Source organism: Acidiphilium cryptum JF-5, assembly GCF_000016725.1.
Taxonomy (GTDB): domain Bacteria; phylum Pseudomonadota; class Alphaproteobacteria; order Acetobacterales; family Acetobacteraceae; genus Acidiphilium; species Acidiphilium multivorum.
This window is the reverse complement of sequence record NC_009484.1, coordinates 177,984-202,159: the sequence shown is the minus strand read 5'-3', so window position 1 is coordinate 202,159 and position 24,176 is coordinate 177,984. Positions and strand designations below refer to the sequence as shown.

Annotated in this window: 20 protein-coding genes; 4 read left to right on the top strand and 16 right to left on the bottom strand. The window is 67.7% G+C overall.

Translation table 11 applies throughout. The features are described from left to right. Window position 1: 1 nt before the first annotated feature. Window positions 2-769, top strand: a complete 768-nt coding sequence (locus ACRY_RS03310) for a tyrosine-protein phosphatase (RefSeq protein ID WP_011941330.1) — start codon at window positions 2-4, stop codon at window positions 767-769. A 52-nt stretch (window positions 770-821) separates the two neighbouring features. Here ACRY_RS03310 and ACRY_RS03305 read toward each other — a convergent pair whose 3' ends face one another. From ACRY_RS03305 to ACRY_RS03285, 5 genes are all read right to left on the bottom strand, one after another. Further along, window positions 822-1,907 (bottom strand): OmpA family protein, encoded by a 1,086-nt coding sequence (locus tag ACRY_RS03305; protein WP_011941329.1) that lies wholly within the window; start codon window positions 1,905-1,907, stop codon window positions 822-824. A 255-nt stretch (window positions 1,908-2,162) separates the two neighbouring features. Beyond that, window positions 2,163-3,257 carry an OmpA family protein gene (locus tag ACRY_RS03300; protein WP_011941328.1) on the bottom strand — a complete coding sequence of 365 codons (1,095 nt, stop codon included), beginning with the start codon at window positions 3,255-3,257 and terminating at the stop codon, window positions 2,163-2,165. Window positions 3,258-3,407: 150 nt separating this feature from the next. Further along, the gene (locus ACRY_RS03295) at window positions 3,408-3,989 is read right to left on the bottom strand and encodes a DUF2155 domain-containing protein (RefSeq protein WP_007422385.1); all 582 of its coding nucleotides are present in this window, start codon (window positions 3,987-3,989) and stop codon (window positions 3,408-3,410) included. Beyond that, window positions 3,986-4,486: an outer membrane lipid asymmetry maintenance protein MlaD gene (gene mlaD / locus ACRY_RS03290; RefSeq protein ID WP_011941327.1), complete on the bottom strand. Its 501-nt coding sequence runs from the start codon at window positions 4,484-4,486 to the stop codon at window positions 3,986-3,988. The genes ACRY_RS03295 and mlaD overlap by 4 nt, the downstream gene beginning before the upstream one ends. 37 nt (window positions 4,487-4,523) lie before the next feature. After that, window positions 4,524-4,961, bottom strand: a complete 438-nt coding sequence (locus tag ACRY_RS03285) for an NADH:ubiquinone oxidoreductase subunit NDUFA12 (RefSeq protein WP_269214168.1) — start codon at window positions 4,959-4,961, stop codon at window positions 4,524-4,526. Between the two features lie 160 nt (window positions 4,962-5,121). On the opposite strand from ACRY_RS03285, the gene ACRY_RS03280 reads away from it, so the two are divergent. The 3 genes from ACRY_RS03280 to eno are packed head-to-tail and all read left to right on the top strand — an operon-like array spanning window position 5,122 to window position 8,448. Next, the gene (locus tag ACRY_RS03280; protein WP_011941325.1) at window positions 5,122-6,648 is read left to right on the top strand and encodes a hypothetical protein; all 1,527 of its coding nucleotides are present in this window, start codon (window positions 5,122-5,124) and stop codon (window positions 6,646-6,648) included. A gap of 3 nt (window positions 6,649-6,651) precedes the next feature. Then, a complete protein-coding gene (locus ACRY_RS03275; RefSeq protein ID WP_007423032.1) occupies window positions 6,652-7,113 on the top strand; it encodes a RidA family protein in 462 nt (153 codons plus the stop codon). 57 nt (window positions 7,114-7,170) lie between these two features. Further along, the gene (eno, locus tag ACRY_RS03270) at window positions 7,171-8,448 is read left to right on the top strand and encodes a phosphopyruvate hydratase (RefSeq protein ID WP_011941324.1); all 1,278 of its coding nucleotides are present in this window, start codon (window positions 7,171-7,173) and stop codon (window positions 8,446-8,448) included. A 112-nt stretch (window positions 8,449-8,560) separates the two neighbouring features. Here eno and ACRY_RS20355 read toward each other — a convergent pair whose 3' ends face one another. The 11 genes from ACRY_RS20355 to uvrB form a co-directional block, all read right to left on the bottom strand. After that, window positions 8,561-12,520 carry a translocation/assembly module TamB domain-containing protein gene (locus ACRY_RS20355; protein WP_011941323.1) on the bottom strand — a complete coding sequence of 1,320 codons (3,960 nt, stop codon included), beginning with the start codon at window positions 12,518-12,520 and terminating at the stop codon, window positions 8,561-8,563. Then, window positions 12,520-14,412, bottom strand: coding sequence for an autotransporter assembly complex protein TamA (locus ACRY_RS03260; RefSeq protein ID WP_231295325.1), 1,893 nt, complete (start codon window positions 14,410-14,412; stop codon window positions 12,520-12,522). The genes ACRY_RS20355 and ACRY_RS03260 overlap by 1 nt, the downstream gene beginning before the upstream one ends. A gap of 108 nt (window positions 14,413-14,520) precedes the next feature. Continuing rightward, a complete protein-coding gene (locus ACRY_RS03255) occupies window positions 14,521-15,495 on the bottom strand; it encodes an RluA family pseudouridine synthase (protein ID WP_007423036.1) in 975 nt (324 codons plus the stop codon). Further along, complete coding sequence (locus tag ACRY_RS03250; RefSeq protein WP_011941321.1) at window positions 15,492-16,826, bottom strand: replication-associated recombination protein A; 1,335 nt, start codon at window positions 16,824-16,826, stop codon at window positions 15,492-15,494. Before ACRY_RS03250 ends, ACRY_RS03255 begins: the two co-directional genes overlap by 4 nt. 14 nt (window positions 16,827-16,840) lie before the next feature. Next, on the bottom strand, window positions 16,841-17,653 hold the full coding sequence (locus ACRY_RS03245) for a DUF2272 domain-containing protein (protein WP_011941320.1): 813 nt from the start codon (window positions 17,651-17,653) through the stop codon (window positions 16,841-16,843). Beyond that, window positions 17,650-18,753, bottom strand: a complete 1,104-nt coding sequence (gene mtnA, locus ACRY_RS03240) for an S-methyl-5-thioribose-1-phosphate isomerase (RefSeq protein ID WP_007423039.1) — start codon at window positions 18,751-18,753, stop codon at window positions 17,650-17,652. The genes ACRY_RS03245 and mtnA overlap by 4 nt, the downstream gene beginning before the upstream one ends. Window positions 18,754-18,876: 123 nt before the next feature. Beyond that, window positions 18,877-19,365, bottom strand: a complete 489-nt coding sequence (locus ACRY_RS03235; RefSeq protein WP_007423040.1) for a UPF0262 family protein — start codon at window positions 19,363-19,365, stop codon at window positions 18,877-18,879. After that, window positions 19,358-19,810, bottom strand: coding sequence for a DUF983 domain-containing protein (locus ACRY_RS03230; RefSeq protein ID WP_231295403.1), 453 nt, complete (start codon window positions 19,808-19,810; stop codon window positions 19,358-19,360). The genes ACRY_RS03235 and ACRY_RS03230 overlap by 8 nt, the downstream gene beginning before the upstream one ends. 447 nt (window positions 19,811-20,257) lie before the next feature. Next, window positions 20,258-20,962, bottom strand: a complete 705-nt coding sequence (locus tag ACRY_RS20350; RefSeq protein WP_154653519.1) for a hypothetical protein — start codon at window positions 20,960-20,962, stop codon at window positions 20,258-20,260. Window positions 20,963-21,150: 188 nt separating this feature from the next. Next, window positions 21,151-21,978: a cell envelope integrity EipB family protein gene (locus tag ACRY_RS03220; RefSeq protein ID WP_011941317.1), complete on the bottom strand. Its 828-nt coding sequence runs from the start codon at window positions 21,976-21,978 to the stop codon at window positions 21,151-21,153. Then, entirely contained in the window at window positions 21,975-24,161 is a 2,187-nt protein-coding gene (uvrB, locus tag ACRY_RS03215; protein WP_011941316.1) for an excinuclease ABC subunit UvrB, read from the bottom strand. The genes ACRY_RS03220 and uvrB overlap by 4 nt, the downstream gene beginning before the upstream one ends. Between the last annotated feature and the right edge of the window lie 15 nt (window positions 24,162-24,176).

Below are 24,176 nucleotides of genomic sequence, written 5' to 3'. Positions count from 1 at the left end.
CGTGACGACCCTCGCCAACGCGCCGAATTTCCGCGATGTAGGCCCACTGCCACTGACCGGGGGCGGCACGCTGCGGCCGGGCCGGCTGTTCCGCTCCGGCCAGCTGTCCGGCCTCGACGAGGCCGACCTGAAGCGCCTCGAAGCGCTCGGCATCCGCCTGGTCTGCGACCTTCGCAGCAGCGGCGAACGCAAGCGCTTCGCCTCGCGCTGGCCCACACTCGCCCCGGCGCGGATCATCGAGATGCCCGCCAGCACCGATAGCGCCGCCGGCATGCAGACGCTGATCCTGCGCCTTGCCGGCCAACCCGGTGCGGCGGGCGCGCGGCGGGCGATGCTCGATCTCTATGCCAGCCTGCCCGCCCTGCTCGCCGCGACGATTTCCGCCGCGACAGAAGCGATGGCCAGCGGCTGGGGCGTGCCGGTCCTGCTGCACTGCCATGTCGGCAAGGACCGAACCGGCGTCGCCACCGCGCTGCTGCTCACCGCTCTCGGCGTGCGGCGGGAGGCGATCCTCGCCGATTATGAGGAAACCGGCCGGCGCATCGATATCGTCGAGGAAACCAGGCACATCGCGCGCAGCCTCAACAAGCTGCTCGGCCACACGGTCGATCCCGGCGCGCTCGACGCGCTCGGCCGGACCGATCCCGCCTATCTCGACAGCGCCTTCACCGCGATCGACCGGGATTGGGGCGGTATCGACGCCTACCTGGCCGCCTCCGGCATCACGACCAGCCGGCGCGAGCGCCTCGCGACCTTGTTCCACGCATGAAAAAACCCCGGCGTTTCCGCCGGGGTTTCCTGATCCGATCCGCAGGCCTTGCTCAGTGGAGGATGATTTCCACGCGGCGGTTCTGCGGCTCGCGAACATTCGGGCCGGTCGGCACCAGAAGGTGCGTCTCGCCATAGCCCTTGATCACGATGTCGTTCTTCGACACGCCATCCGCAACCAGCTGGGCCGCCACGTTGTGCGCGCGGCGCAGCGACAGCTTCATGTTGTAGGCCGGCGCACCCGAGGTATCGGTATAGCCGTTCACGTTCAGACGCGTCACCTTCGTGGTCTGCGACGCCTTCGCCGCCTCGGAGACGATCTGCTGCGCCCGCGGCGTCAGGTTCGCCTTGTCCCAGTTGAAGAACACCAGGTAAGTGCGGGCCGGAGCCGGAGCCGGAGCCGCAACCGGCGTCGGCGCGGGAGCCGCGGCCGGAGCCGGCGGCGCAGGCGGGAACAGCTCGTAGCGCAGGCCGACCATCAGCATATTGTTGCCTTCGTCGCCCACCTTCATCGTCACCGGTGTAGCACCGACGGTGGCGCGATAGTTGTCGCTGCCCATGGTGCGCATGTAGCGATATTCGACGGTGGCGGACAGGCCCGGCGCGGCCGGGATCGGGAAGGCCAGACCGGCGATCGCCTGGTAGGCGAAGGCGCCGGGCGTGCCGTTGAAGCGCGCGCCCGTCACGCCGGCGTTGCGCCACTGCAGCCACTGATAGCCGACGCCGGCGCCGACATACGGATAGACATAGGGAACGCCGACATCGAAATCATACAGGGCGTTCGCCATGAAGCCGTATTTCTGCTCGGTGCCGGATACCACCGCCTGCGCGCCGTTCCCGTCGACCTTCGCGGCCTGATTGTGGAAATAGTCGCCCTCGAGTTCGACGCGGAAGCCGTTGCCGAAGCCGTAGCCGACCGAAGCCTCGCCGGTGAACCCGTTGTGGAAGAGGGTACGCGCCCCCGAGGCAAAATCCCCGTACGGCGTCGAGATGCTTTTCACCTTGCGGCTGCCCATGATGTTGTAGCCGAGGCCAAGGCTGACATAGGGGCCGGTGACCGGCTGAGCCATCGCCGCCGCCGGAACCAGGGCGGGAGCCGCGATGATCGTCGCCGCCAGAAGTGTCGTGCGCAATTTCATTTTCGTCTCTCCTCGTGCGCCGGAGCCTGTTTGCTGATCGAACGGTTAAGCTTCCGTCGACGGACATTTAGCATCGCCCCTGCCGATGCAGGAGGGCTTGAACGTTGACGCCCCGTATTTCCGGATTGGTGTTGCTCCAAAACCACAGACCGGAACGCGATGTGACAATATCACGACGTTTCCCAGATCCTTGGCCAATGACAAAAAAACCCCGGCTTTCCGCCGGGGTTTCCTGATCCGATCCGCAGGCCTTGCTCAGTGGAGGATGATTTCCACGCGGCGGTTCTGCGGCTCGCGAACATTCGGGCCGGTCGGCACCAGAAGGTGCGTCTCGCCATAGCCCTTGATCACGATGTCGTTCTTCGACACGCCATCCGCAACCAGCTGGGCCGCCACGTTGTGCGCGCGGCGCAGCGACAGCTTCATGTTGTAGGCCGGCGCACCCGAGGTATCGGTATAGCCGTTCACGTTCAGACGCGTCACCTTCGTGGTCTGCGACGCCTTCGCCGCCTCGGAGACGATCTGCTGCGCCCGCGGCGTCAGGTTCGCCTTGTCCCAGTTGAAGAACACCAGGTAAGTGCGGGCCGGAGCCGGAGCCGGAGCCGCAACCGGCGTCGGCGCGGGAGCCGCGGCCGGAGCCGGCGGCGCAGGCGGGAACAGCTCGTAGCGCAGGCCGATCAGGAACGTGTGATTGCCCGACTGGCCGACATTGATCTGGGTATTCGGCACGGCACCGGTATCATTGTATTTCCGATTATGGACCAGCGACATGTACTGGTATTGCGCCGTTACCGCGAGTCCCGGAACCTGCGGCAGGTCATAGGCGACGCCGGCGCTGAGATCATAGGCCAGGCTGCCATACGTGCCGCCATAAACATCGCCGGACGGGTCCGCCACGCCGATATGCTGGAACTTCTGCCACTGATACCCGAGGCCCGCGCCGATGAAGGGCACGAAATTGGTCCCGGTCGGGATGTCGTAATACCCGTTGACCATGAAGCCGTAGGTGTTGACCCCGCCATAGGCGCGGTTCTTGCCCTCGACATTGTCGTCGGCCTTCACGGCGTTGTTACGGAAGAAATTGGTGTCGAGCTCGACCCGGAACCCGTTGCCGAGGCCGTAGCCGACGCCGAGCTGCCCGGCATAATCGGGGCGAAACAGCAGATTGCCGCCCCGCGCCCCGTTCGGCTGGGCAAAATCGTATTTCTGGTTCTGCATCAGGTTGGTGCCGATGCCGAGATCGACATAGGGTCCGGTCACGGGCGGCGGATTCGCGGCCCGCGCCGCCTGCATGCCAAGCGCGAGCGCGGCAGCGCAGCACGCGGTGCAGAGGATCGAGCGATGGGTCATGTGGCCTCCATGCGGTTGTGTAATCGCTGGGAAGGTTGGTGCGGAATTATGTCGTTACAATGACGGATCCTGCCGGCGTGACCGCCGAAACGGTTAACAATCGGTCATTGCGATTTAAGTTACCAATCCGGAACGGACAAATATCCGCGATCAGCCAGCGGAACAACCGATGAGGCGGAATGTCACCGCAGCGTCACCCACCACGGTGGCGCCGGGCTCGGAGCGGATCAGCCAGCCGCGGAACAGGTCGGGGGCAGCCATGCCGTGCCGCACGGTCATGTATACCGCAGCGTCCGGCGGCATGTCGGCCGGGCGGACGACACAGGCGCCGATCGTCACCCGCAGCGCGCCTTCGGTGAAACTCGACCCGACGGGCGCGATGATCCGGTTCACCGCGCCATCGGCCTTCTCAAGCACGTCGAGAATCGCGGCCTGGCGCGGATCCCAGATCGGCTTGACCTGTTTCGGCGGCGCAGGCGGCGTCGCCTGCGACCCTTTCGGGGTTGCAGGTCCTGCAAAGGCGCCGCCCTGGTCACCCGGCAAGGTGGGCGCGTTCGGTAGGTCCGGCGCCGGCAGCGCGCCATCCGGCATGGCTGGGCTCGGCGCCGAGGCGACGGGCGGGGCCTCCGGCACTGTCACCACCGATTGACCGGACTGCGCAAGTCCGCGGCCCGGCAGCGCCGCGAACATCGCGACCACCAGAACGACGGCGCCGGCGCGACGGAGGCTCATTTCGGGGCCGGTGCCGAAGTGCCGCCGCCGTTCGCCTTCGCTGTCGAGGTCGCCAGGTTTGCGGCGCTGAAGACGAACTTGCCGAGCAGCGATTCGATGTTGATGGCCGACTGCGTTGCGGTGATTGCCTGGCCGGGCTTCAACATGGTTTCGGAACCGCCGGGCGAGATCGAAAGATAATCGCTGCCCAGCAGCGACGCGCTCTCGATCGCCGCGCTGCTATCCTTCGGAATCTTGACGTCCGGCTGGATGCGGAACTGTACGATCGCGGCATAGGTCTGCGGGTCGAGCGAGGTGCGGGTCACCTCGCCGATCGTGACGCCGGCGATCTTGACCGGAGAGCCGACGGTGAGCGGACCGATGCTGCCGAAACTCGCGCGCAAGTCATATCCCGTGCCGCCGACGGTGCGCGTTCGCGACGCCGCATAGGCGAGAAAGACGGCGGCCGCGACGATCACGACCAGGCCCGCGATGATTTCCGATACCCGATTCTTCATCTCACCCTTTCCGGCTTCCGGCGCAGCAGCTTGCCGCTCAGCCTTCCGGCGTCCAGGATTCGTAATCGCCCGTGGCCATCCCCCGCGTGCCGCCGCGATAATCGTGGCCGCGCGGCCGGTAGGAACCAGGCGTTCCCGTCAGATTCGGCTGGTGCGGCTTCTGCCAGGGGCGGCGCGAAGCCTCGGAGAGCGGGGCGTCGGTCGTGAAATGCAGCCAGGCATGCCATTCGGGCGGCACTAGCGAGGCTTCCCGCGCGCCGCAGGCATAGATCACCCAGCGGCGCTTGCGGCCGTCGGGCCTGCTGGCCCTGCGTTCCTCGAAATAGCGATTGCCGAAACTGTCCTGCCCTACCATCAGGCCGTGGCGAAGCGTGTGCAACGTCAGCCCGGGATTGGCGATCAGCCGGCGCAGACCGCCGAGCGAAGCCAGCGTCGGAACCGTTGACGCATCTGCCGTATCACGGTGTTCGTTCATGCCGCCTGCTATACAGGAGACGGTCGGATCGGTCCATCCGCGCGCCGGCACATGTGCCCCCCGGCTTATCCACAAGATTTTGTGGCCGTGACCTGAATTTTCCACAAGATGACGCCGACCGCCGCTGGAAACCCCATGAGGAACACGTTAGGCTGAGGGCATGAGGAAGGATCCCGCCAGCAGGCATCGCCCGACACCGCACCGCGCGTGGCGCGGCATCCGGCTCAAACGGGTCGAGATCGGGATCGATCCCGATGCCGCACCCGAACCCGCCATCATTCCCGCCGACTGGAGCGATCAGGCCGCCGCCGGGCTGGTGGCGCTACGCGCCGATCGCTCGATGATCGGGGTCGACCAGGCGGCCGATGCCTGGATCGCGCCGCTTGCCGCCGCCGCGGAGCGTCTGGGTCGCGGCGAGGATGTCGCGTCCACGCTGCACCGGCTGGTCGCAACGCGCCGCGCCGCGCCGAGCCCTGGCATCTGGCAGGGCCGTGCCGAGCCGGTGCCTGGCTTCGTCTTCAACCTGCCCCAGTTCCTCGACGAGAGCGGCATGTTCGACGCCGCCGCGTTCGGCGAGGCGGTCGAACACGCGGTGCTCGCCCTCTCGCTGGCGCAACCTTCGGCCCAGCGCCTCGCACTCGGCATGGCCGACCTCGCCCTGCTGCTGGCGCGCCTCGATATCGATTACGCGAGCCCCACGGCGCGCGACGTGGCCGCGACGATCGGCGCGCTGCTCGCCGCCCATGCGGATATCACCTCGGCCGGGCTGCTGGCGCGGGGCATCGCGCCGGGATGCGCCATCACGCCGGTTCCGGTTCCCGCCAGTTGCGCCCAGCCCGGCCTGCGCGCCGCCTTGCTCGACGCGCGCGAGCGGGCCCTGGCGTGCGGCCTGCGCCAGCATCGCAGCCTGACCGGGCTGCTGCCGCCGGGGCCGGTGGAGATGCTGCTCGACGTCGAGACGGTTGGGATCGCAGCACCGCTCTCGGCGCTGGACTCCGAGGGCGGGCTCGCCCGCTGGGCGCGGGCGCGGCTTGCCGCCTCCGGCCGTACGGCCGAGTCGGCGCTGGCCGCGAGCCTGGCCGGCGCCGATCCGTTCGGCGTGACCGATGCCGCCGGCATCGCCGCAATGCGCGAGGCCATCGCACCGGTCTGCGCCATCCTGCCCGAGGTGCCGTCCCTCCCCGCGCCGCGCGCGGCCTCCGCCGGGCGCGGCAAGCTGCCGGCGCGCCGCGGCGGCTACACCCAGAAGGTTTCGGTGGGCGGGCACCGGCTATTCCTGCGCACCGGTGAATATCCGGACGGGCGGCTGGGCGAGATCATGATCTCGCTACCGAAGGACTCCGCAACGCTGCGCGGCATGGCCGAGGCGTTCGCCGGCGCGGTCAGCATCGGGTTGCAGCATGGCGTGCCTCTGGATGAATTCGTCGATGAATTTGCCTTCACCCGCTTCGCGCCCGCCGGCGCGGTGGAAGGCGACGCAATGATCAGCCAGGCGACCTCGCTCCTCGACTATGTGTTCCGGCACCTGGCCGCGACCTATTCGCAGCGGCCCGATCTCGCGGCGCTCGACCTTGCCGACGATGCGGCTGGTGTCGATGCCGCCGCTCCGCTGCTGCCGCTGGACCTGCCGGAGACCGGAACCGGCCGGCCGAAGCGCCAGCGTCCCGTCCTGAAACTCGTGAGCTGATCCATGGATATACGCGCGCGCCTCGCCGAGAACGGCATAACCCTTCCGCCCGCGGCGAAGGCCGTGGCGAATTACGTGCCGGTGGTGGTCGCCGGTGGAATGGCGATCGTCAGCGGGCAGTTGCCGCTCGCGGGCGGCAAGCTCGCGGTGACGGGAAAGCTCGGCGACGGAGTGACGGTCGAGGACGGGACTGCGGCAGCGCGGGCCTGCTTTATCAACGTGCTCGCGCAGATCGAGGCGCATGTCGAGGGCGGACTCGATGCCGTTGCCCAGGTGGTGCGGCTCGGCGGGTTCATTGCGGCGACGGCGGATTTCGCCGAGCACGCGAAAGTGATGAACGGGGCATCGGACCTCGCGGTGGCGATTTTCGGCGAGGCGGGGCGGCATGCGCGCTCGACCGTGGGCGTCGCCTCGCTGCCGCTCAACGCGGCGGTCGAGGTCGAGGGGATGTTTTTGCTCCGCTGATTGCGCCGGGCCGCCCTTGCGCGTATGCCCCGGTTGCACTGCAAAAGGGGAGATCAGATGAGCGCCATCGCCGATATCACCGCACGGGAAATTCTCGACAGCCGCGGCAATCCGACCGTCGAGGTCGATGTCATCCTGGATTCGGGCGCGATGGGACGCGCCGCTGTGCCCTCCGGTGCCTCGACCGGGGCGCATGAGGCCGTCGAGTTGCGCGATGGTGAGCCGGCGCGGTTCGGCGGCAAGGGCGTGCAACGCGCGGTCGAGGCGGTCGAGGGCGAGATCTTCGATGCGATCGGCGGGATGGATGCCAGCGAGCAGGTCGCAATCGACGAGACGATGATTGATCTCGACGGGACGCCCAACAAGGCCCGCCTGGGGGCGAATGCGATTCTCGGCGTTTCGCTCGCCGTCGCCAAGGCGGCGGCGGACGAGATCGGGCTGCCGCTCTACCGCTATCTCGGCGGAGTCTATGCCCGCACCCTGCCAGTGCCGATGATGAACATCATCAATGGTGGCAAGCACGCGGACAACCCGATCGACATCCAGGAATTCATGATCCAGCCGGTGGGGGCCGCGAGCATCGCCGAGGCGGTGCGGATGGGCTCGGAAGTATTCCAGGCGCTGAAGAAGATCCTGCACGATGCCGGGCACAACACCAATGTCGGTGATGAGGGCGGGTTCGCGCCTGGGCTGAAATCGGCCGAGGAGGCGCTGGGCTTCATGACGCGCGCCGTCGAGGCTGCTGGATACCGGGCCGGCGAGGACATTGCCTTCGCGCTCGATTGCGCGGCGACCGAATTCTACAAGGACGGCAGGTATCACCTTGAGGGCGAGGGCAAGGTGCTCGATGCCGGGGGGATGACCGACTATATCGCGGCACTAGCGAAGAGCTTTCCGATCATCTCGGTCGAGGATCCGCTTTCAGAGGATGACTGGGAGGGCTGGGCGCATTTCACAAGCACACTCGGCGGCGCCATGCAGGTGGTGGGCGACGATCTGTTCGTCACCAACCCGACACGGCTGCGGCGCGGGATCGCGGCGAAGTCGGCCAATTCGATCCTGATCAAGGTGAACCAGATCGGCACGCTGAGCGAGACGCTGGAAGCGGTGGAACTGGCGCAGCGGGCGGGGATGACGGCGGTGATCAGCCATCGTTCGGGCGAGACCGAGGATGCGACCATCGCCGATATCGCGGTGGCGACCAATGCCGGGCAGATCAAGACCGGGTCGCTGGCGCGGTCGGACCGGGTGGCGAAGTATAACCAGCTGATCCGCATCGAGGCGGAACTCGACATCGCGGGTCGCTTCGCCGGGCGGACCATTCTGCGCGGCTAAAGTATCATCCGATCGGATGGAATCATCTGATCGGATAAAGATGCTCAATTTATCAATTGGATGGAGCACTTTCCGATCCCGGAGGATCGGGAAGTGCTCTGGGCGCACCCGTTCAGTAATCGAACTGATAGGTCAGGCCGACCGACTCGCCGGGGCCGGTGGTGCCGCCGGTGCCGCTGTTCGACTGCACTTCGGTTTTCAGTTTCAGGCCCTTGTAGAGATTGATCTCGACTTTCGCGCCGGTGCCGCCGCCGGTCGCGGATTGCTGGGCGCCGACATAGACGCCGGGGGCGACGTAACGGCCGGCATTGATCGTCGGCGCGCTGGTGCCGCCGCCGATCGAAAGCTGGTCGAGCCCGAGCGCACTGCGCAGTCCGCCGACCACATCCGGCCCGCCGCCGCCGATTCCGGCGAGTTCGGCCAGCGAGGCTGCGAGCGAAGCCGCCTGCAGCGCCGAGAGATTCTGCGTGCTGGAACCGTAGAGCAGATGCGCCAGCACCTCGTCCGATGGCAGCGAGGGTGTGCTGGAGAGGGTGATCTTCGGCGCGCTCGCCTCGCCGGTGAGCGCCAGGGTTGAGACGGTGCCGTCCGAGGCGGTGCCGCTCACCTCGAGGTCGATCACCGGCATCACGCCGTTGCCATTGAACCGGACGGTGCCACGGCTGAGGTTCAGCGTCTGGCCACCGAGATTGAAATAGCCGCGGATCAGGTGGAAGCCGCCCGTCGGCTGGGGCGAGGCGAGCGTGCCGCCGACATGCAGCCGCCCGCCGAGATTGGCGAACAGGCCCTTGCCGCGCACGAACACCTCGTTGCGGGCATCGACCGTGAGGTCGAGCGCCACGGGGGGCGCGGGCGCGGCGGGAGGCGGAGGACGTGCGCCCTTGCGCCGGATGTCGAGCTTGACCACCGAGGGCGGCAGGCCTTGCGGGATCTGAATATTCGCCGTCTCGATCGCGATGGTGCCGGCGAGCCTGGTGCCGGTGTCGATGTCGCCGGTGAGGCTGAGCGCGCCGCCGAGGCGCTCGGTCAGGATGTCGCTCGCGATCGGACTCGCGTGATGGAAGGCGATCCGCAGATCGACCGGCATCGGCTTCGCGAGGCCGAACGTGCCGGAACCGTCGATCGTGCCGACTCCGGCCTTGGCCGAGAGACGGTCGAGCCGGATGGTGCGGCCAGCAGCGGTGATCGTGGCGTCGATCGCCGACAGGTCGAGCCCGCTGGCAATGTTCTGCACCCGGCCGCCGGCAAGGGTGAGCGTGCCGGCGGCGCCTGGCGCGGCTAGCGTGCCGGTGACCCGGAGATCGGGTGTCAGGATGCCACCGACCACGGTGCCGCCGGCGGCGGTAAGCGGGTCGACCAGGCGGAGATCAGTACGGCCGTTCAGGGCGAGGTCGATCTTCCCCGCCGCCGAGAGCGGCGCAGTGCCAGCGAGTGTGAGGTCGGCCCGGTTGCCGAGGGCAAGGCGCGCGGTGCCGCGGACGCTCTGGCCGAGCAGGGTTTCATGGACGGTGAGATCGGCAGGCGGCAGCGACGAGGCCGGGCCGGTGAGCAGGCGCATGGACTTCGCCGCAAGATCGACCGTGCCGCGCGGCGCGCGCGGCGTGCCGGTGAGACGGGCGCGGGCGGTGATGATGCCGGAGGCGGCGAGTTTCGGGTCGGCCGCATGGAGCAAAGAGGCCGAGAGATTGTCGAGCCGGAACGACAGGTCCATCGGGCCGGTGAGCGCGAGCGGGGCGGTGCCGTGAAGGCTGAGGCGGGCGGAGCCGAGGGTTGCGGCGATGGTGCCGCGCAGGGCGTGACCGAGCAGGGTCTCGCGGGCGGCGAGGGTTGCGCGGGGCAGCTTCGCGCCGGGGCCGGTGGCGAGGCCGAGCCCCCTGCCCTGCAGCGCGATCGTGCCGGTGGGGGCGGCGAGCGTGCCGGTGAGATGGGCGGTGGCGTCGAGCAGGCCGGTGGCGGCGAGTTTCGGATCGGCGGCGCGGGCGATGCCGGCGGGGAGGTTGGTGATTTTCGCGGCAAGGTCGAGTGCCGGACGGATGGTGCCGTCAGCGGTGATCCGCGCCGCACCGCCGAGGCCGCCCAGGGCCAAGGCGAGATGGCGGATCGAGGTGGTCGTACCGGCGCTGATGGTGGCCGGGCCAAGCAGGCGAGCGGTGACGCCGCGGGCGGCGGCGTCGAGTTTCGCTAGGCGGATGGTGCGGGTCTTGCCATCGAGCATGGCACCGAGATCGAGCTGCGCTGGCTTGCCGGCGAGGCGCGCGAAGCGGCCCGCGGCGGTGACGGCGAGCGCGGTCTCGCTGCCCTTGGCGGTGAGGGTGAGGTTGCCGGCTGCCGCCTTGGTATCGACGCCGGTGAGGGTCGCGGTGGCGTCGATCGCGGGGGTCTGGGCAAGATGGTCGATCGTTGCGTCGATCCGCGCGGCGCGGAGCGAGGCGGTCCTGCCGTCGGTCAGGTGGCTGGCGGTGAGCGCGATGGCAGCGGGCTGGCCGGATTTGTGGGTGAAATCGGCGGTGAACGCGCCGGCGAGCTTCATGTGCAGCAGCGGGGCGAGATCGGCGAGACGGGCCATGGCGAGGTGCATCGCGCCGTCCGGCAGCATCGCGCCCGGGGCGCGGGTGATGCGCCCCTGCCCGCGCAGCGATTTCCAGGACAGGGTCTTCAGGTCAAGATCGACCGCGCCGGCGGCGCTGCGGGCGAAGGCGGCGCTGAGCGAGAGCGGGGAATCGTAGAGCGAGCCAGTGCCCGTGAGGTTTCCCTGCGGCGCGCCGGGCAAATGGGTGGCGTCGATGGTGACATGGAACGGGCCGGATTTCACGCCCTTCGCGGTCACGAGACCGTCGACCGTACCGTGCAGGGCGAGATTGTCGGTCGGGCCGTCGATGGCGAGGTTTTCGGTGACGTGGCCGGCGAGTTGCGGATCGACCAGACCAATATCAGGCTGGATGAGCGTGCCCTTGAGGGCGACATGCAACCTTGTTGCGGTGCCGGCGAGTTTCACCTTCAGGGCGGCCATGTCGAGCGTCAGGCTGTGGATGGTGGTTTTGCCGCCGGCAAGGGTGAAATCGCCCGCGAGCATGGCGCGTTTGCCGACCAGGACGGGGACCGGTTTCGTCGCCTTCGTGATCTCGACCGTGTCGTCGAAGTGAAGTGTCGTGGCGCCGCGCTGATGCTTCGCGACGACGTGCAGGACGGTGCGGCCGCCGAGCGTCTGCTTGCCGAGGGCGGCATAGGGCGCGAGTTCGGGAATGGTGATGGTGAGATCGCCGCCGGGGGCGGTTTGCGAGAGGTCGACCGTGCCGGTGCCGCGCGCCTTGAGGTCGCCGAGGGCGCTGGCGAACCGGAGGGCGGCATGGTCGCGCGGACCGGCGATGGTCAGCGAGAGATCGACCGGCTTCTTCGCGAGATCGGGCTGGCTGGCGATGCCGGCGAAGGCGGCGATGGGGCCGCCAGGCGGTTCGTGGACGGTGAGATGCGCGTTCACCCTGTTGGCATCGAGGGTCGCGGCGAGGCGGTAGGTGCCGGGGCCGGCAAGTGAGGTGGCGTCAATCTCGGCGGCGATGGTCTCAAGCGACTTCGCCCGGGCGTGGCCCGTGATCTTCAGCGCCAGCGCGTGGCCGAGCACGGGTTTCGCGATGGCAAGGCGGCCGATTTCAAGATGGCCAAGAACCAGCGCGACTTTCGGGATGCCGCTCGCGGCGGATGGTTTCGGCTTCGGTTTCGCGGCCGCGGGGACCGGCTGGCGCAGGATGTCGATGCGCTTCGCGGTGAGGTCGCTGATGTCGATCATGCGGTGCAAGAGCGAAAATGGCGACCAGCGAAGGACGGCATCGTCGATCACGAGATACCGGCCTTTGCGGTCAGCGATCGCGATGCGCCGTGCCGCGATATATTTCGGGAAATGGCCGGCGAGGCCGGTGATCCTGACCGTGCCGCCGGAGAGCGCGTTGATTTCGTGCGTGGCGAAGTTGCGGCCGGCGCCGGTGTTCAGCGCGATGTCGAGCGCGAGGACGGCAAGGACCGGCAGGGCGATCAGGATGGCGACGATCCACAGGATGACTTTGAAGACCCGGCGCATCAGAAGGCCTGTCCGAGACCGATATAGACGGCGAAGGAGGAACTGCCGGGTGCGCGGTTGAGCGGGACGCCGACATCGACGCGCAGCGGGCCGATGCCGGTGTAGTAGAGCAGGCCGAGACCGGCACCGACGCGCAGCGTGCCGGTGAAGGGTGTGCCGTTGGCCGAGACCTGGCCGGCATCGATGAAGGGGGCGACGCCGAAATGCTTGCCGATGCGCTGACGGAATTCGGTCTCCAGTGCGTCGATCGCGGTGCCGCCCTCGGGAATGCCATCGGGGAAGAGCGGGCCGACGGTCTGGTAGGTGAAGCCGCGCACGGTGCCGGTGCCGCCGGCGTAGAAGCGCTGGTCGGGCGGAATCTGGAATTGCGAGGCGCCGAAGATGCGGCCGAGCACGCCGTGCAGCGCCAGCACGCCGCGGCCGGGAGCTTCGAGATTGATGTAGGTGCTGCCAGTAAGTTCGGTGATGACGAAGGGTTTTGCGCCGGCACCGAGGGCGAGCGTTGGGGTGACGTGCAGTGCGAGCTTCACACCGCGTGTGGGATTGAGGAGCGAATTCGCCGTGTTGTAGGACAGGGTCACGGGAAGCTGGAGCAGGCGGTAGGTACGGCTGACTCCCTGCTGGTTCACCTTCTCGAAAACGAAGCCGGCGCCGTAGTCGAGCGTCAGATGCGGGGCGAGCGGATGGGCGATGGCGGCGCTGCCAAGAAAGGCGGTGCGGCTGTAGGCGGGCAGGTATTGTTTCAGCGCCTCGATCGTGGCAACGAGCGACTGGCCGGGCCGGATGAAATCGGGCACGCGGTAGGTCGCCTTCGCATCGTAGCCAGGGGCGACGACGTAAGTATGCTTGCCGAAAGTCGCTGTCTGGCTGCGGCCGCTGCCGGCGATGCCGGTGGCGCCGAGCGACAAGGTGAGGCTCTGCGCCTCGCCGAACAGGTCGCGGTCGGTCCAGGAGACATTGGCATCGATGCCGAGATCGGAGGAATATGAAGCGCCGAGGGCGACGGTGTGGCGCTTGCGCTCGCGCACCGTGAAGGTGACCGGCACCTGGCCGGCGGGACGCGGCGCGGCGGCCGTGCTGGCGGTGACGGAGGAAAACACGCCGAGGCCGAGCAACTGGTCGCGCGAGGCGTCCAGCGCCTTCTGGCTGTAGCGCTGGCCAGGCTTGAGCGCGATGTGCCGGGCCATGAAGCGGCCGTTCATCCGTTGCATGCCGGTGAAGGTGATGCTGCCGACATCGACGCGCGGACCCATCGAGACCGGATAGGTGACAGAAAGCGTGTGCGTCGCGTCATCGGCCTCGGCCACGGGCGGGGAGACCTTCGCGAAGGCGTAACCAAGATTGCGCAGCCTCGTTTCCAGCCGGACGGCAGCGCCGACGAGGGGGGCTGCGGTGGCGGGTTCGCCCGGACTCACGCCGAGTGCGGCGGCGGCGGCGGGATCGGCGAGGCCGGGCGTACTGACCGCGCCGACATGGTAGAGCGGGCCTTTCGCGATCGCCACGCGGACGCGCGCGGGCGGGCTGGCCGGCGCCTTGCGCAGCAGGTCGGGCAGGGCGGGATCGGACAGGGTATGGCCGTCGATCGTGATGGTCACCTTGCCGGAATCGTAGCCCTCGCTTTCCAGCACAGTGAGGAAAGTCTTGCGGTCGGCACGGGCACGGGCGATCAGCGCGAAGGGACCGACCTCGAGCTTGCGGCGCAGGGTTTCGAGGCTCGAGCTCTGGCGGATCAGCTTGTCGAGCGGCGCGTCGCCGGTGGGGACGAAGGTCACGTCGTAGGGTTGCGGATCGGCGGCGCGGACGGTGGGCACGGGGACCAGCGCGCCGGCGGCGACGGCAAGCCCCATGACATGCACAAAACCGGGCGGAATACGCGGAAAGCCGCGCTTCACGCTGCGAAATCGTCGCTCCTCCATCATTTCAGGAGATAGGGGCATGTGCATGGATGCGCCATGCCGCCAAAGGAACGACGAGACTCACGATCTCGTGATATCTCTCCGTCAGCCGCGCCGGGCCGGGGTGGCGTGCGGCGCGGTGAACCCGAGTGTCGCGAAGGTGGTTTTCATGTGCGCCGGCAGTTCCGCCTCGACGCTGAGCCGGCCGCCGCGCGGATGCGGCAGGACCAGGCGGCGGGCGTGCAGATGCAGCTGGCGGGGGAACCCCTCGGCGAAGGCGAGGTGCTCGCCATAGGGGGCATCGCCGAGGATCGGCGTGCCGATTGCGGCGCAATGGGCGCGCAACTGGTGGGTGCGGCCGGTGAGCGGATGCAGTTCGAGCCAGGAGAATTTCCGCCCGGCATGGTCGAGGGTGCGGTAGTCGGTGATTGCTTTCGCGGCATCCTCGTCGTCGCGGTCGGCGGGGCGGGTGCGCGCGCCCTGCGCGCCGCCGATGCGGGCGAGCGGCAGGTCGATCTGGCCTTCCATCGGGATCGGCAGGCCGACGACGATGGCCCAATAGGTCTTTTCCATGTCGCGGCCGCGGAAGGCCGCGGCGAGGCGGTTGGCGGCGAAGGCGTTGCGGGCGAGGACGAGCACGCCGGACGTGTCGCGGTCGAGCCGGTGGACGAGGCGGGGGCGTTCGGCGGCGTCGAAGCGGAGCGCGTCGAGCATGCCGTCGAGATGCCTGGCGATACCCTTGCCGCCCTGGGTGGCGAGGCCGGCGGGCTTGTCGATCACCAGCACGTCGGCATCGCGGTGCAGGATGCGGGCGTTCAGCTCCTTGACGTCCCATTCATTGGCCACGACCGTCTGGCGCGGTTTCGGCGCCGGGGTTTCGGGCACCGGCGGAATCCGCACCGCCTGGCCGGCGGCGAGATGGGTCGAGGCCTCGGCGCGCTTGCCGTCCACCCTCACCTGCCCGGTCCGGCAGAATTTCTGGATCGCCCCCTGGGTGAGGCCTGGATGCAGGCTACGAAGAAAGCGGTCGAGCCGCATGTCGGCCTGGTCGGGCCCAACGGTGACGATGCGGACGCTCATTCGCGGTCCTCCCTGAGTTTGGCCCAGTGCAGCAGGCGGCGCTTGATCTCCTGTTCGGCGCCGCGTCCGGCGGGGCGGTAGAAGGTTTCGCGGCTCATGCCGTCGGGGAAATAGGTCTGGCCGGAAAAGGCCTCTTCGCTGTCGTGGTCGTATTCGTAGCCGGCGCCGTAGCCGAGGTTTTTCATGAGCTTCGTGGGAGCGTTGAGGATATGGGCGGGCGGCATCAGGCTGCCGGTGGCCTGGGCGGCGCGGCGGGCGGCGCCGAAGGCACGGTAGGCGGCGTTCGATTTCGGAGCCGTCGCGAGGTAGAGCACGAGCTGGGCGATGGCAAGATCGCCCTCCGGGCTGCCGAGCCGCTCATAGGCCTCCCAGGCGGCGATGGCCTGGGTGAGCGCACCCGGATCGGCGAGGCCGATATCCTCGACGGCGAAGCGGGTCAGGCGGCGGGCGATGTAGCGCGGGTCCTCGCCGCCGGCGAGCATGCGGGCATACCAGTAGAGCGCGGCGTCGGGGTCGGAGCCGCGCATCGATTTGTGCAGGGCGGAAATGAGGTTGTAGTGCTCCTCGCGGTCGCGATCGTAGAGGGCGGCGCGGCGGGCGATGATGGTGGCGAGTGCCGCTTCGTCGAGCGGTGCCGACGGATTCGCGGCGAAGAGCTGCTCGGCCATGTTGAGGATGGCGCGGCCATCGCCATCCGCCATCGCACGGAGTGCCGCGCGGGCGGCATCGGTGAGGGCGAGCTTGCGCGCCGTCACTGCTTCGGCCCGGCGCAGCAGCTGTTCCAGCGCATCGTCGTCGAGGCGGCGGAGGACGAGGACCTGGCAGCGGGAGAGCAGCGCGCCGTTCAGCTCGAAGGACGGGTTTTCGGTGGTCGCGCCGACAAGCGTGATGGTGCCCTCTTCGACCACGGGCAGGAACCCGTCCTGCTGGGCGCGGTTGAAGCGGTGGATCTCGTCGACGAAGAGCAGCGTGCGCGCGCCGGTGCGGCGGCGGCGGGCGGCCTCCTCGAAGACGCGCTTGAGATCGGCGACACCGGAGAACACGGCGGAGATCTGGACGAAGACGAGGCCGGCGCGGTCGGCCAGCAGGCGGGCGATGGTCGTCTTGCCGACGCCGGGCGGGCCCCAGAGGATGAGCGAGGCGAGGCTGCCGCGTTCGAGCATGCGGGTGAGCGTGCCGTCCGGCCCGACGAGATGCGGCTGGCCGATCACCTCGGCGAGTTCGTGCGGGCGCAGGCGCTCGGCCAGCGGCACCGCGCCGCGCGGGGCGGATGTCTGCGCGGTCGCGGCCTCGCCGAAAAGATCGCCGTCGGGGGATGGGGTGCGGGCCATCGCGCCTCTATAGTTCAATCGCGCCGGTACAGCACGCGCAGCACGACGAACCAGTCATACCGCGGATCGACGATCGTGCCGTCGCGGTGCAGGAGGGTGCCGCTCGCGGTGAGCGGGACATGGGTAAGTGCCACCGTGTTGTCGACATTGCCGCCGATGACGGAAAGTTCCGACGGTGTGGCGGCGACGACGATGGCGCAATGTGCGGGAAAATATCCCCTGGTGGGAAGATCGGCATAAGTGATGTGGGCAGCGCTGGCGCGGCCGGCGCAGATGAGGTCACCGGGCGCGGGCGCGTGGGTTTCGGGATTTTCGGCGAGGAGTTCGGGATGTTTCGCGCCGTCATGGGCGGCACGCCAGGCGGCGTCGATATAACGTGCATGGTCCGCCGCGTAGGGGAAGCGCGGGCCGGCACCGGCCATGCGCATGACATAGGAGATGAAGGCGGCGGACCAGGCGTAGCTTCCGTTCACCGCGCGGGGAAAGACGCGCCCCGCCGCGTCGTGCTTGCCGGTCCAGCGATCTTCGGGATGGCCAGCGTTCATGCCGATCCACCAGTAGAGCCCGACTTCCTGCCAGCCGGCATTGTCGCGCTCCTGCAGCGCGGGGGGCGATAACACGGGTTCGTCATCGGCGGGGCCGTCGATGACGGGGCTGCCCCAGTAGCGCCATTCGCCTTCGGCGATGCGGATGGCGGCACCGCGGGAGAACGCGGCATAGGGCTTGTTGGCGAAGGGCGGCGCGTGCGCGTCCGGCCGCGCCGCACAACCCGCCAGCGCGGCGAGGATCGCGACGAGACCGAGACGGCGAAGCGCCGCCGTGCTCACGCCGCCGTCTGCAGCGCCTGGTCGGGGAACATCGCGGCCAGTGCCCGCTCGTTCGCCGCACAGATGCCGCGCTCGGTGATGAGGCCGGAGACGAGGCGCGCGGGGGTAACGTCGAAGGCGGGGTTGGCGGCAGTGCTGTCCTTGGGGACGATGCGGACCGTCAGCATCGAACCGTCGAGCGCGCGGCCGGTGATGGTGGTGACCTCTGCCGGGGCGCGTTCCTCGATCGGGATCGAGCCGAGCCCATCGGCGATCGTCCAGTCGATCGTCGAGGAGGGCAGCGCCACGTAGAATGGCACGCCATTGTCGCGCGCGGCGAGCGCCTTCAGGTAGGTGCCGATCTTGTTGGCGACATCGCCGGCGCGGGTGACACGGTCGGTGCCGACGATGACCATGTCGACCTCGCCGCGCTGCATGAAATGGCCGCCGGCATTGTCGACGATCACCGTGTGCGGCACGCCATGCTTGCCGAGTTCCCAGGCGGTGAGCGAGAAACCCTGGTTGCGCGGGCGGGTTTCATCGACGAGGACGTGAACATCGATGCCGGCGTCGTGCGCCATGTAGATCGGCGCGAGCGCGGTGCCCCAGTCGACCGTCGCGATCCAGCCGGCATTGCAATGGGTGAGAATGTTGACGCGGCGGCGGCCCTGCGCGCGGGCGCGGATGAGGCCGAGACCGTGCTCGCCGATGGCGCGGTTGGTCGCCACATCCTCGTCGCAGATCGCGGCGGCCTCGGCATAAGCGGCATCGGCGCGCTCGGCGGGCGGATGCGCGGAGAGCGCGCGCTGCATCCGCATCAGCGCCCAGCGGAGATTGATCGCGGTCGGCCGCGTCGCGGCGAGCATGGGCACGACCGTCTCCAGCGCTTCGTCCGACGGATCGGCGCGCATGGCCAGTGCGACGCCATAGGCGGCGGTGGCGCCGATCAACGGGGCGCCGCGCACGAGCATCGCGCTGATCGCATGCGCGATCTGCTCGGGCGTGGTCAGCCGGGGAATCTCGATGGCCCAAGGAAGCTTGGTCTGGTCGATGATCCGGACCGACCAGCGGTCGGCGTCGTCGACCCAGATCGAACGATAGGGCGTGCCGTCGATTTTCATCTCTCACCTCGAGTCTGCTTCTGCCGATCTGGCGCGAGGCGGGTTGCCGCGTCAATCGCCATGCACGCATGACGCGCTCATGCACGATGATTCCGCGCGCTTATGCGCGATGGTTTGGCGCGCTTACGCGCGACGATGCAGCGCACAGATGAGGGTGAAGAGGCGGCGGGCGGTGTCGAAATCGAGCAGCACCTTGCCGTCGAGCCGCGCCATCACGAGTTCGGCGCCCTCGTTGTGCAGGCCGCGACGGCCCATGTCGATCGCCTGGATGCGTGCCTCGCGGCCTTCAGCGACCGCGGTCGCGTAGCTGTCGAGCAGCATCTGGTAGTCGCGGATCATCGAGCGGAATGGGCCGGGTGCGAGGACGAGGGTTTGCAACGTTTCATCGGCCTCGTCGCGCACGTCGAAGACGAGGCGGCCATCCTGCACGGAAAGGTGAAGGATCGTGACGGCGTCGGGATGTGTGCCGAGGGCGAAACGGTTGTCAGCGGCTAGATCGGCGATCGCCTGGTTGCGGTCGGCCTCCTGCATCGGCGAGAGCGCGCCGCCGATATCCTCGTCGAGCACGACGCGACGCAGGCGGCCGCGGATTTCCGCCGCGCCGTCAGCCATTGCCCGGCGTCGCCCGGATTGCTGCAGGACGCAGGAGATTGACCTTGAGCATGATCGCAAGCGTCGCTCCCTTCACTGGCCGCAACAGCAGAAGAAGAAGAGCGAGCGCGAGCGGCACGAAGATGACGAGCGACTCCACCCAACTCATGCCGCCATCCTCGTCTGCCAGCACCATCGACAGGATCACGATGTGCAGGGCGATGACAAGCGTAAGATAGATCGGCGCGTCGTCGCACGGCACCCGGCCGAGCGGCGCGGCGCAGATCGGGCATTCGCGACGGACCCTGAGATATCCTTCAAAAGCGGAAACCTTGCCGCATGACGGGCAACGCATGCGGATGCCGCGACCGATGGCCGTGCGCCACCCCGGCATGGCAACCGCAGATCTCGTCCGCTGACGCGATGCGATCCAGTTGATCTCGGTGTCTTCGACCACGGCCGGCATTCCCACGGCAAGGTCTGGAACCATCTCCAGACGGCTGCATGATCGGACTGATCCGGCCGCGGCGCAAGTGTTTCGCGCAGTTGGTCCGACAGACGTGGCGCGCGCACGGAACCGGCACGATAATGCGCTCGACAGTCAAGGCGGATGCACGAAACGTGTTGCGCGGATGACGACAGAAAAAAAAATCGGTCAGTCTATGGAATTCGCGATGCTTTTTGTTGACATTTCACATTCATACGGTGGATAGCGGAAATTGCGTGCGCCGCGCGATTCGCGTCGCAATTCTGTCAATAGCCGATCGGTCAAATCGAGTATCGCACGCGAAAGGGAAGGACGGTCGCTGGCAGCGAACCAGCGAAGCCAGGCCTCGAAGCGAAGGACAGACTGCCGGCAGAATGATGAAGACCACGATGGCGTCAGTTGAGCTAACAACATATGGAGATCCTATCAAAGCTCCATCCCTGTCACAGCGCATGCTGTGGCATCGTGTTTTCCGGTTTTCGTTTCCATTTCGCATCCGGTCGATCGCGTCCCCTGTAACCCCGAGCGAAGGAGTAATCTCGTGACCAGACAAACCGAAGACCGCGCACAGGCCCTGGCCGTGCGCGCCAGCACAAAGACGGCCAAACCGAAGGCTGCTGCCAAGCCGGCGGCAAAAGCTGTGGCAGCGAAGCCTGCGGCGAAGGCAAAGCCGAAGGCGGTGCCTGCAAAAATGACGACAGTAAAGGCCGTCGCAAAGAAGCCGACGGCGACCAAGGCTGCCGCCAAGCCGCCCGCGAAGGCCGCGAAGCCGGCAGCGAAGACTGCCGCGCCGAAGGCCGCCGCAAAGCCGGCCACGAAAACAGCGACTGCGAAGGCTGCGCCGAAGAAGGCGGCCGCCGCCAAGGCCGCACCTGCCAAGACTCCGGCCAAGACCGCCGCGAAGGCAGCGCCGAAGAAGGCCGCCACCGCCAAGGCCGCGGCAAAGCCTGCAGCGAAGGCAACCGCCGTGAAGGCTGCACCGAAGAAGGCCTCCGCTGCGAAGTCCACTACGGCTGCCGCGCCGAAGGCGAAGCGGACCGCGGCAACGACCCGCAAGACAGCAAACGGGAAGCCGACCAGCGCCGCGCGGCCGACACCGACCCGCCGCACCGCGAAGCCTGTTGTCGCCAAGACGCCGGCACGGCGCACCCGCAAGAGCGCCGAACCGGCACCTGCGCCAGTGCCGACGGCGACGGAGGGTGGCGAGGGCAGCAACTGACGCCCTCGCTGGTCTTCAACCACGAAAGCACGGGTTCGCCCAAACGAGACCGCCGGCCAGGAACACTGACCGGCGGTTCGGCATTTACGGGTTCGCTGTCTCAGCCTTTCGGCGTTGGCGCCGACGGGACGGCTTTGCCGGACGGACAGGTATCCTTCAGGATGGTCAGCGCGGTCAGCTTGCCGTCCATCACGAAATTACCGAAATCGAGCCGCACGTCACGCGAGACGCCGTTGGTGAAATAGCGCATCTGCGTGCGGAAATCCGGTTCGTCATCTTTTTCGGTGCGCGGCCAGAAGCCGATATCGACGAGGGTCGAGGGCAGTTTTGACAGATGCGCGAAGCGGTCGTGATGCGCCGCCTGCCGCTCGAGAATGGCGACGAAGGTATGCTCGGCGCCATGGGTCGAGGTGCCATCGAACAGCGGCGGATCGATATAGGGCTTTCCGGCTTCGGCGGCCTCAAGGATCGCCCTGGTGTGGGCCATCGGGAACAGCGTGCCGGGCGGAAGCTTTTCGGTGCGGCCTTTCGGGACGAGATAGGTAACCTCCCCGCCTTTCGGCCCCATCACCGCAGTACCCTGATCCTGCACCTCCATCTTCTTGCCGTCGCCCTGGCGGAGCAGAAAGGTGAAGCGGTGGCCGTTCTTCGCTTCCCAGGTATCGTAGTCGCTGGTGGTGCGGCTCAGGGTGCCATCCTGGTTGCGGATCAGCAACGTCATCTTCTGGGTGACGGTATAGGCGTCGCAGGTATTGCGCACGTCGAATTCGAGGCGGCCGGTGGCGCCGGTGACGGAATGGCCGCGCACTTTCGAAAGGGCGAGCGTGTAGGTGGCATTCTGCCCGACAAGGTGGATCGGCGAGGCAGCGGCCGCAACGGCGGGGAGTGCCAGGGCGGCAAGCAGGGCTGCCGTGAGGACGGGTTTCATGGGCCGCGCTTCCGGCGGCCGCCGCGCCGCTTGTCGGGGTCGTATCCACCGCCGCCGGGGCCGAGCGGTTCGGGCGTGCGGTTGCGAGGCCTGCGCTGCGGTGACGAACTCGGTGCAGGCGGCGGCGTCAGCCCGAGTTCGAGCGCCTCGAGCCGCTTGATTTCGTCGCGCAGCCGCGCGGCTTCCTCGAATTCCAGATCGGCCGCGGCGTTACGCATGCGTTTCTCCAGTTCTGCGATGGTCGACTTCAGATCCTTGCCGACGAATTCGGTAGCGCCGCTGTCGCGGATCGGCGCGACGGTGACGTAATCCTGTTCATACACCGAATGCATGATCTCGCCGATCTGCTTTTTCACGCTTTGCGGCGTGATGCCGTGCGCCTCGTTCCACGCGGTCTGCTTGGCGCGGCGGCGCTCGGTTTCGTCGATCGCGTATTTGAGGCTGCGGGTCATCGTGTCGGCATAAAGGATGACCCGGCCATCGACATTGCGGGCGGCGCGGCCGATCGTCTGCACCAGCGAGGTCGCGGAGCGGAGGAAGCCCTCCTTGTCGGCATCGAGAATGGCGACGAGCATGCATTCGGGAATGTCGAGCCCCTCGCGCAGCAGGTTGATGCCGACCAGAACGTCATAGGCGCCGAGCCGGAGATCGCGGATGATCTCGATGCGTTCGAGCGTGTCGACATCCGAATGCAGGTAGCGCACGCGAACACCGTTTTCGGTGAGGTATTCGGTGAGGTCCTCGGCCATGCGCTTGGTGAGCGTGGTCACCAGCACGCGGCCGCCGGCCTGCGAGGTGGCGCGGCATTCGGCGAGAAGATCGTCCACCTGATGCTCGACGGGGCGGACATCGATGACGGGATCGACCAGGCCGGTCGGGCGGATAACCTGCTCGGCGAAGACGCCGCCTGTGCGCTCCATCTCCCACGGCCCAGGCGTGGCGGAGACGAACACGGTCTGCGGCCGGAAGCTCTCCCATTCCTCGAATTTCAGCGGCCGGTTGTCGATGCAGGAGGGCAGGCGGAAGCCGAATTCGGAGAGGATCGACTTGCGCGCGAAGTCACCCTTGAACATGCCGCCGATCTGCGGAACGGTGACATGGCTCTCATCGACGATGAGCAGCGCGTTATCGGGCAGGTATTCGAACAGAGTGGGCGGCGGATCGCCCGGATTGCGGCCGGAGAGATAGCGCGAATAGTTTTCGATTCCCTTGCAGGAACCTGTGGTTTCCATCATCTCGATGTCGAAGGTGGTGCGCTGCTGCAGCCGCTCGGCCTCGAGCAGCTTGCCAGTTTCGGTGAATTCGTGCAGCCGCTGCTGGAGTTCCACCTTGATCTTGCCGATCGCCTGGGTGAGCGTCGGGCGCGGGGTGACGTAGTGGCTGTTGGCGTAGATCGCGATGGCCGGCAGGTCGGTCACCTTCTCGCCGGTCAGCGGGTCGAATTCGGCGATGCTCTCGATCTCGTCGCCGAACAGGGTGACACGCCAGGCGCGGTCCTCGTACTGGCTCGGGAAGATGTCCACCGTTTCACCGCGCAGGCGGAAGGTGCCGCGCTGAAAAGCGGCGTCGTTGCGGCGGTATTGTAGTTCGACCAGCGCCTTGGCGAGACGGTCGCGGTCGATCGAGCCGCCGACTTCGAGGCGGACGACCATCTGGCTGTAGGTCTCGACCGAGCCGATGCCGTAGATGCAGGAGACGGAGGCGACGATGATGACATCGCCGCGCTCGAGCAGCGCCTGGGTGGCGGCGTGGCGCATGCGGTCGATCGCCTCGTTGATCTGCGCGTCCTTCTCTATGTAGGTGTCGGTGCGCGGGACATAGGCTTCGGGCTGGTAGTAATCGTAGTAGGAGACGAAGTATTCCACCGCGTTTTCCGGGAAGAACGACTTCATCTCGGCATAGAGCTGGGCGGCAAGGGTCTTGTTGGGGGCGAGGATCAGCGCCGGGCGCTGCACCTGCTCGATCACCTTCGCCATCGTGAAGGTCTTGCCCGAACCGGTGACGCCGAGCAGGACCTGGTCGCGCTCGCCCTGCCGCACGCCGCGGACGAGATCGGCGATCGCGCCCGGCTGGTCGCCGGAGGGTTCGTATTCGGAGACGACGCGGAGCGGCTTGTGCATCGGCCGCGCCCCCTGGCGTTCGGGAATGAACGGGAGGCGGGGCGCGGCGATCGTGGCGGTCATGCGGGACGGGTCAGG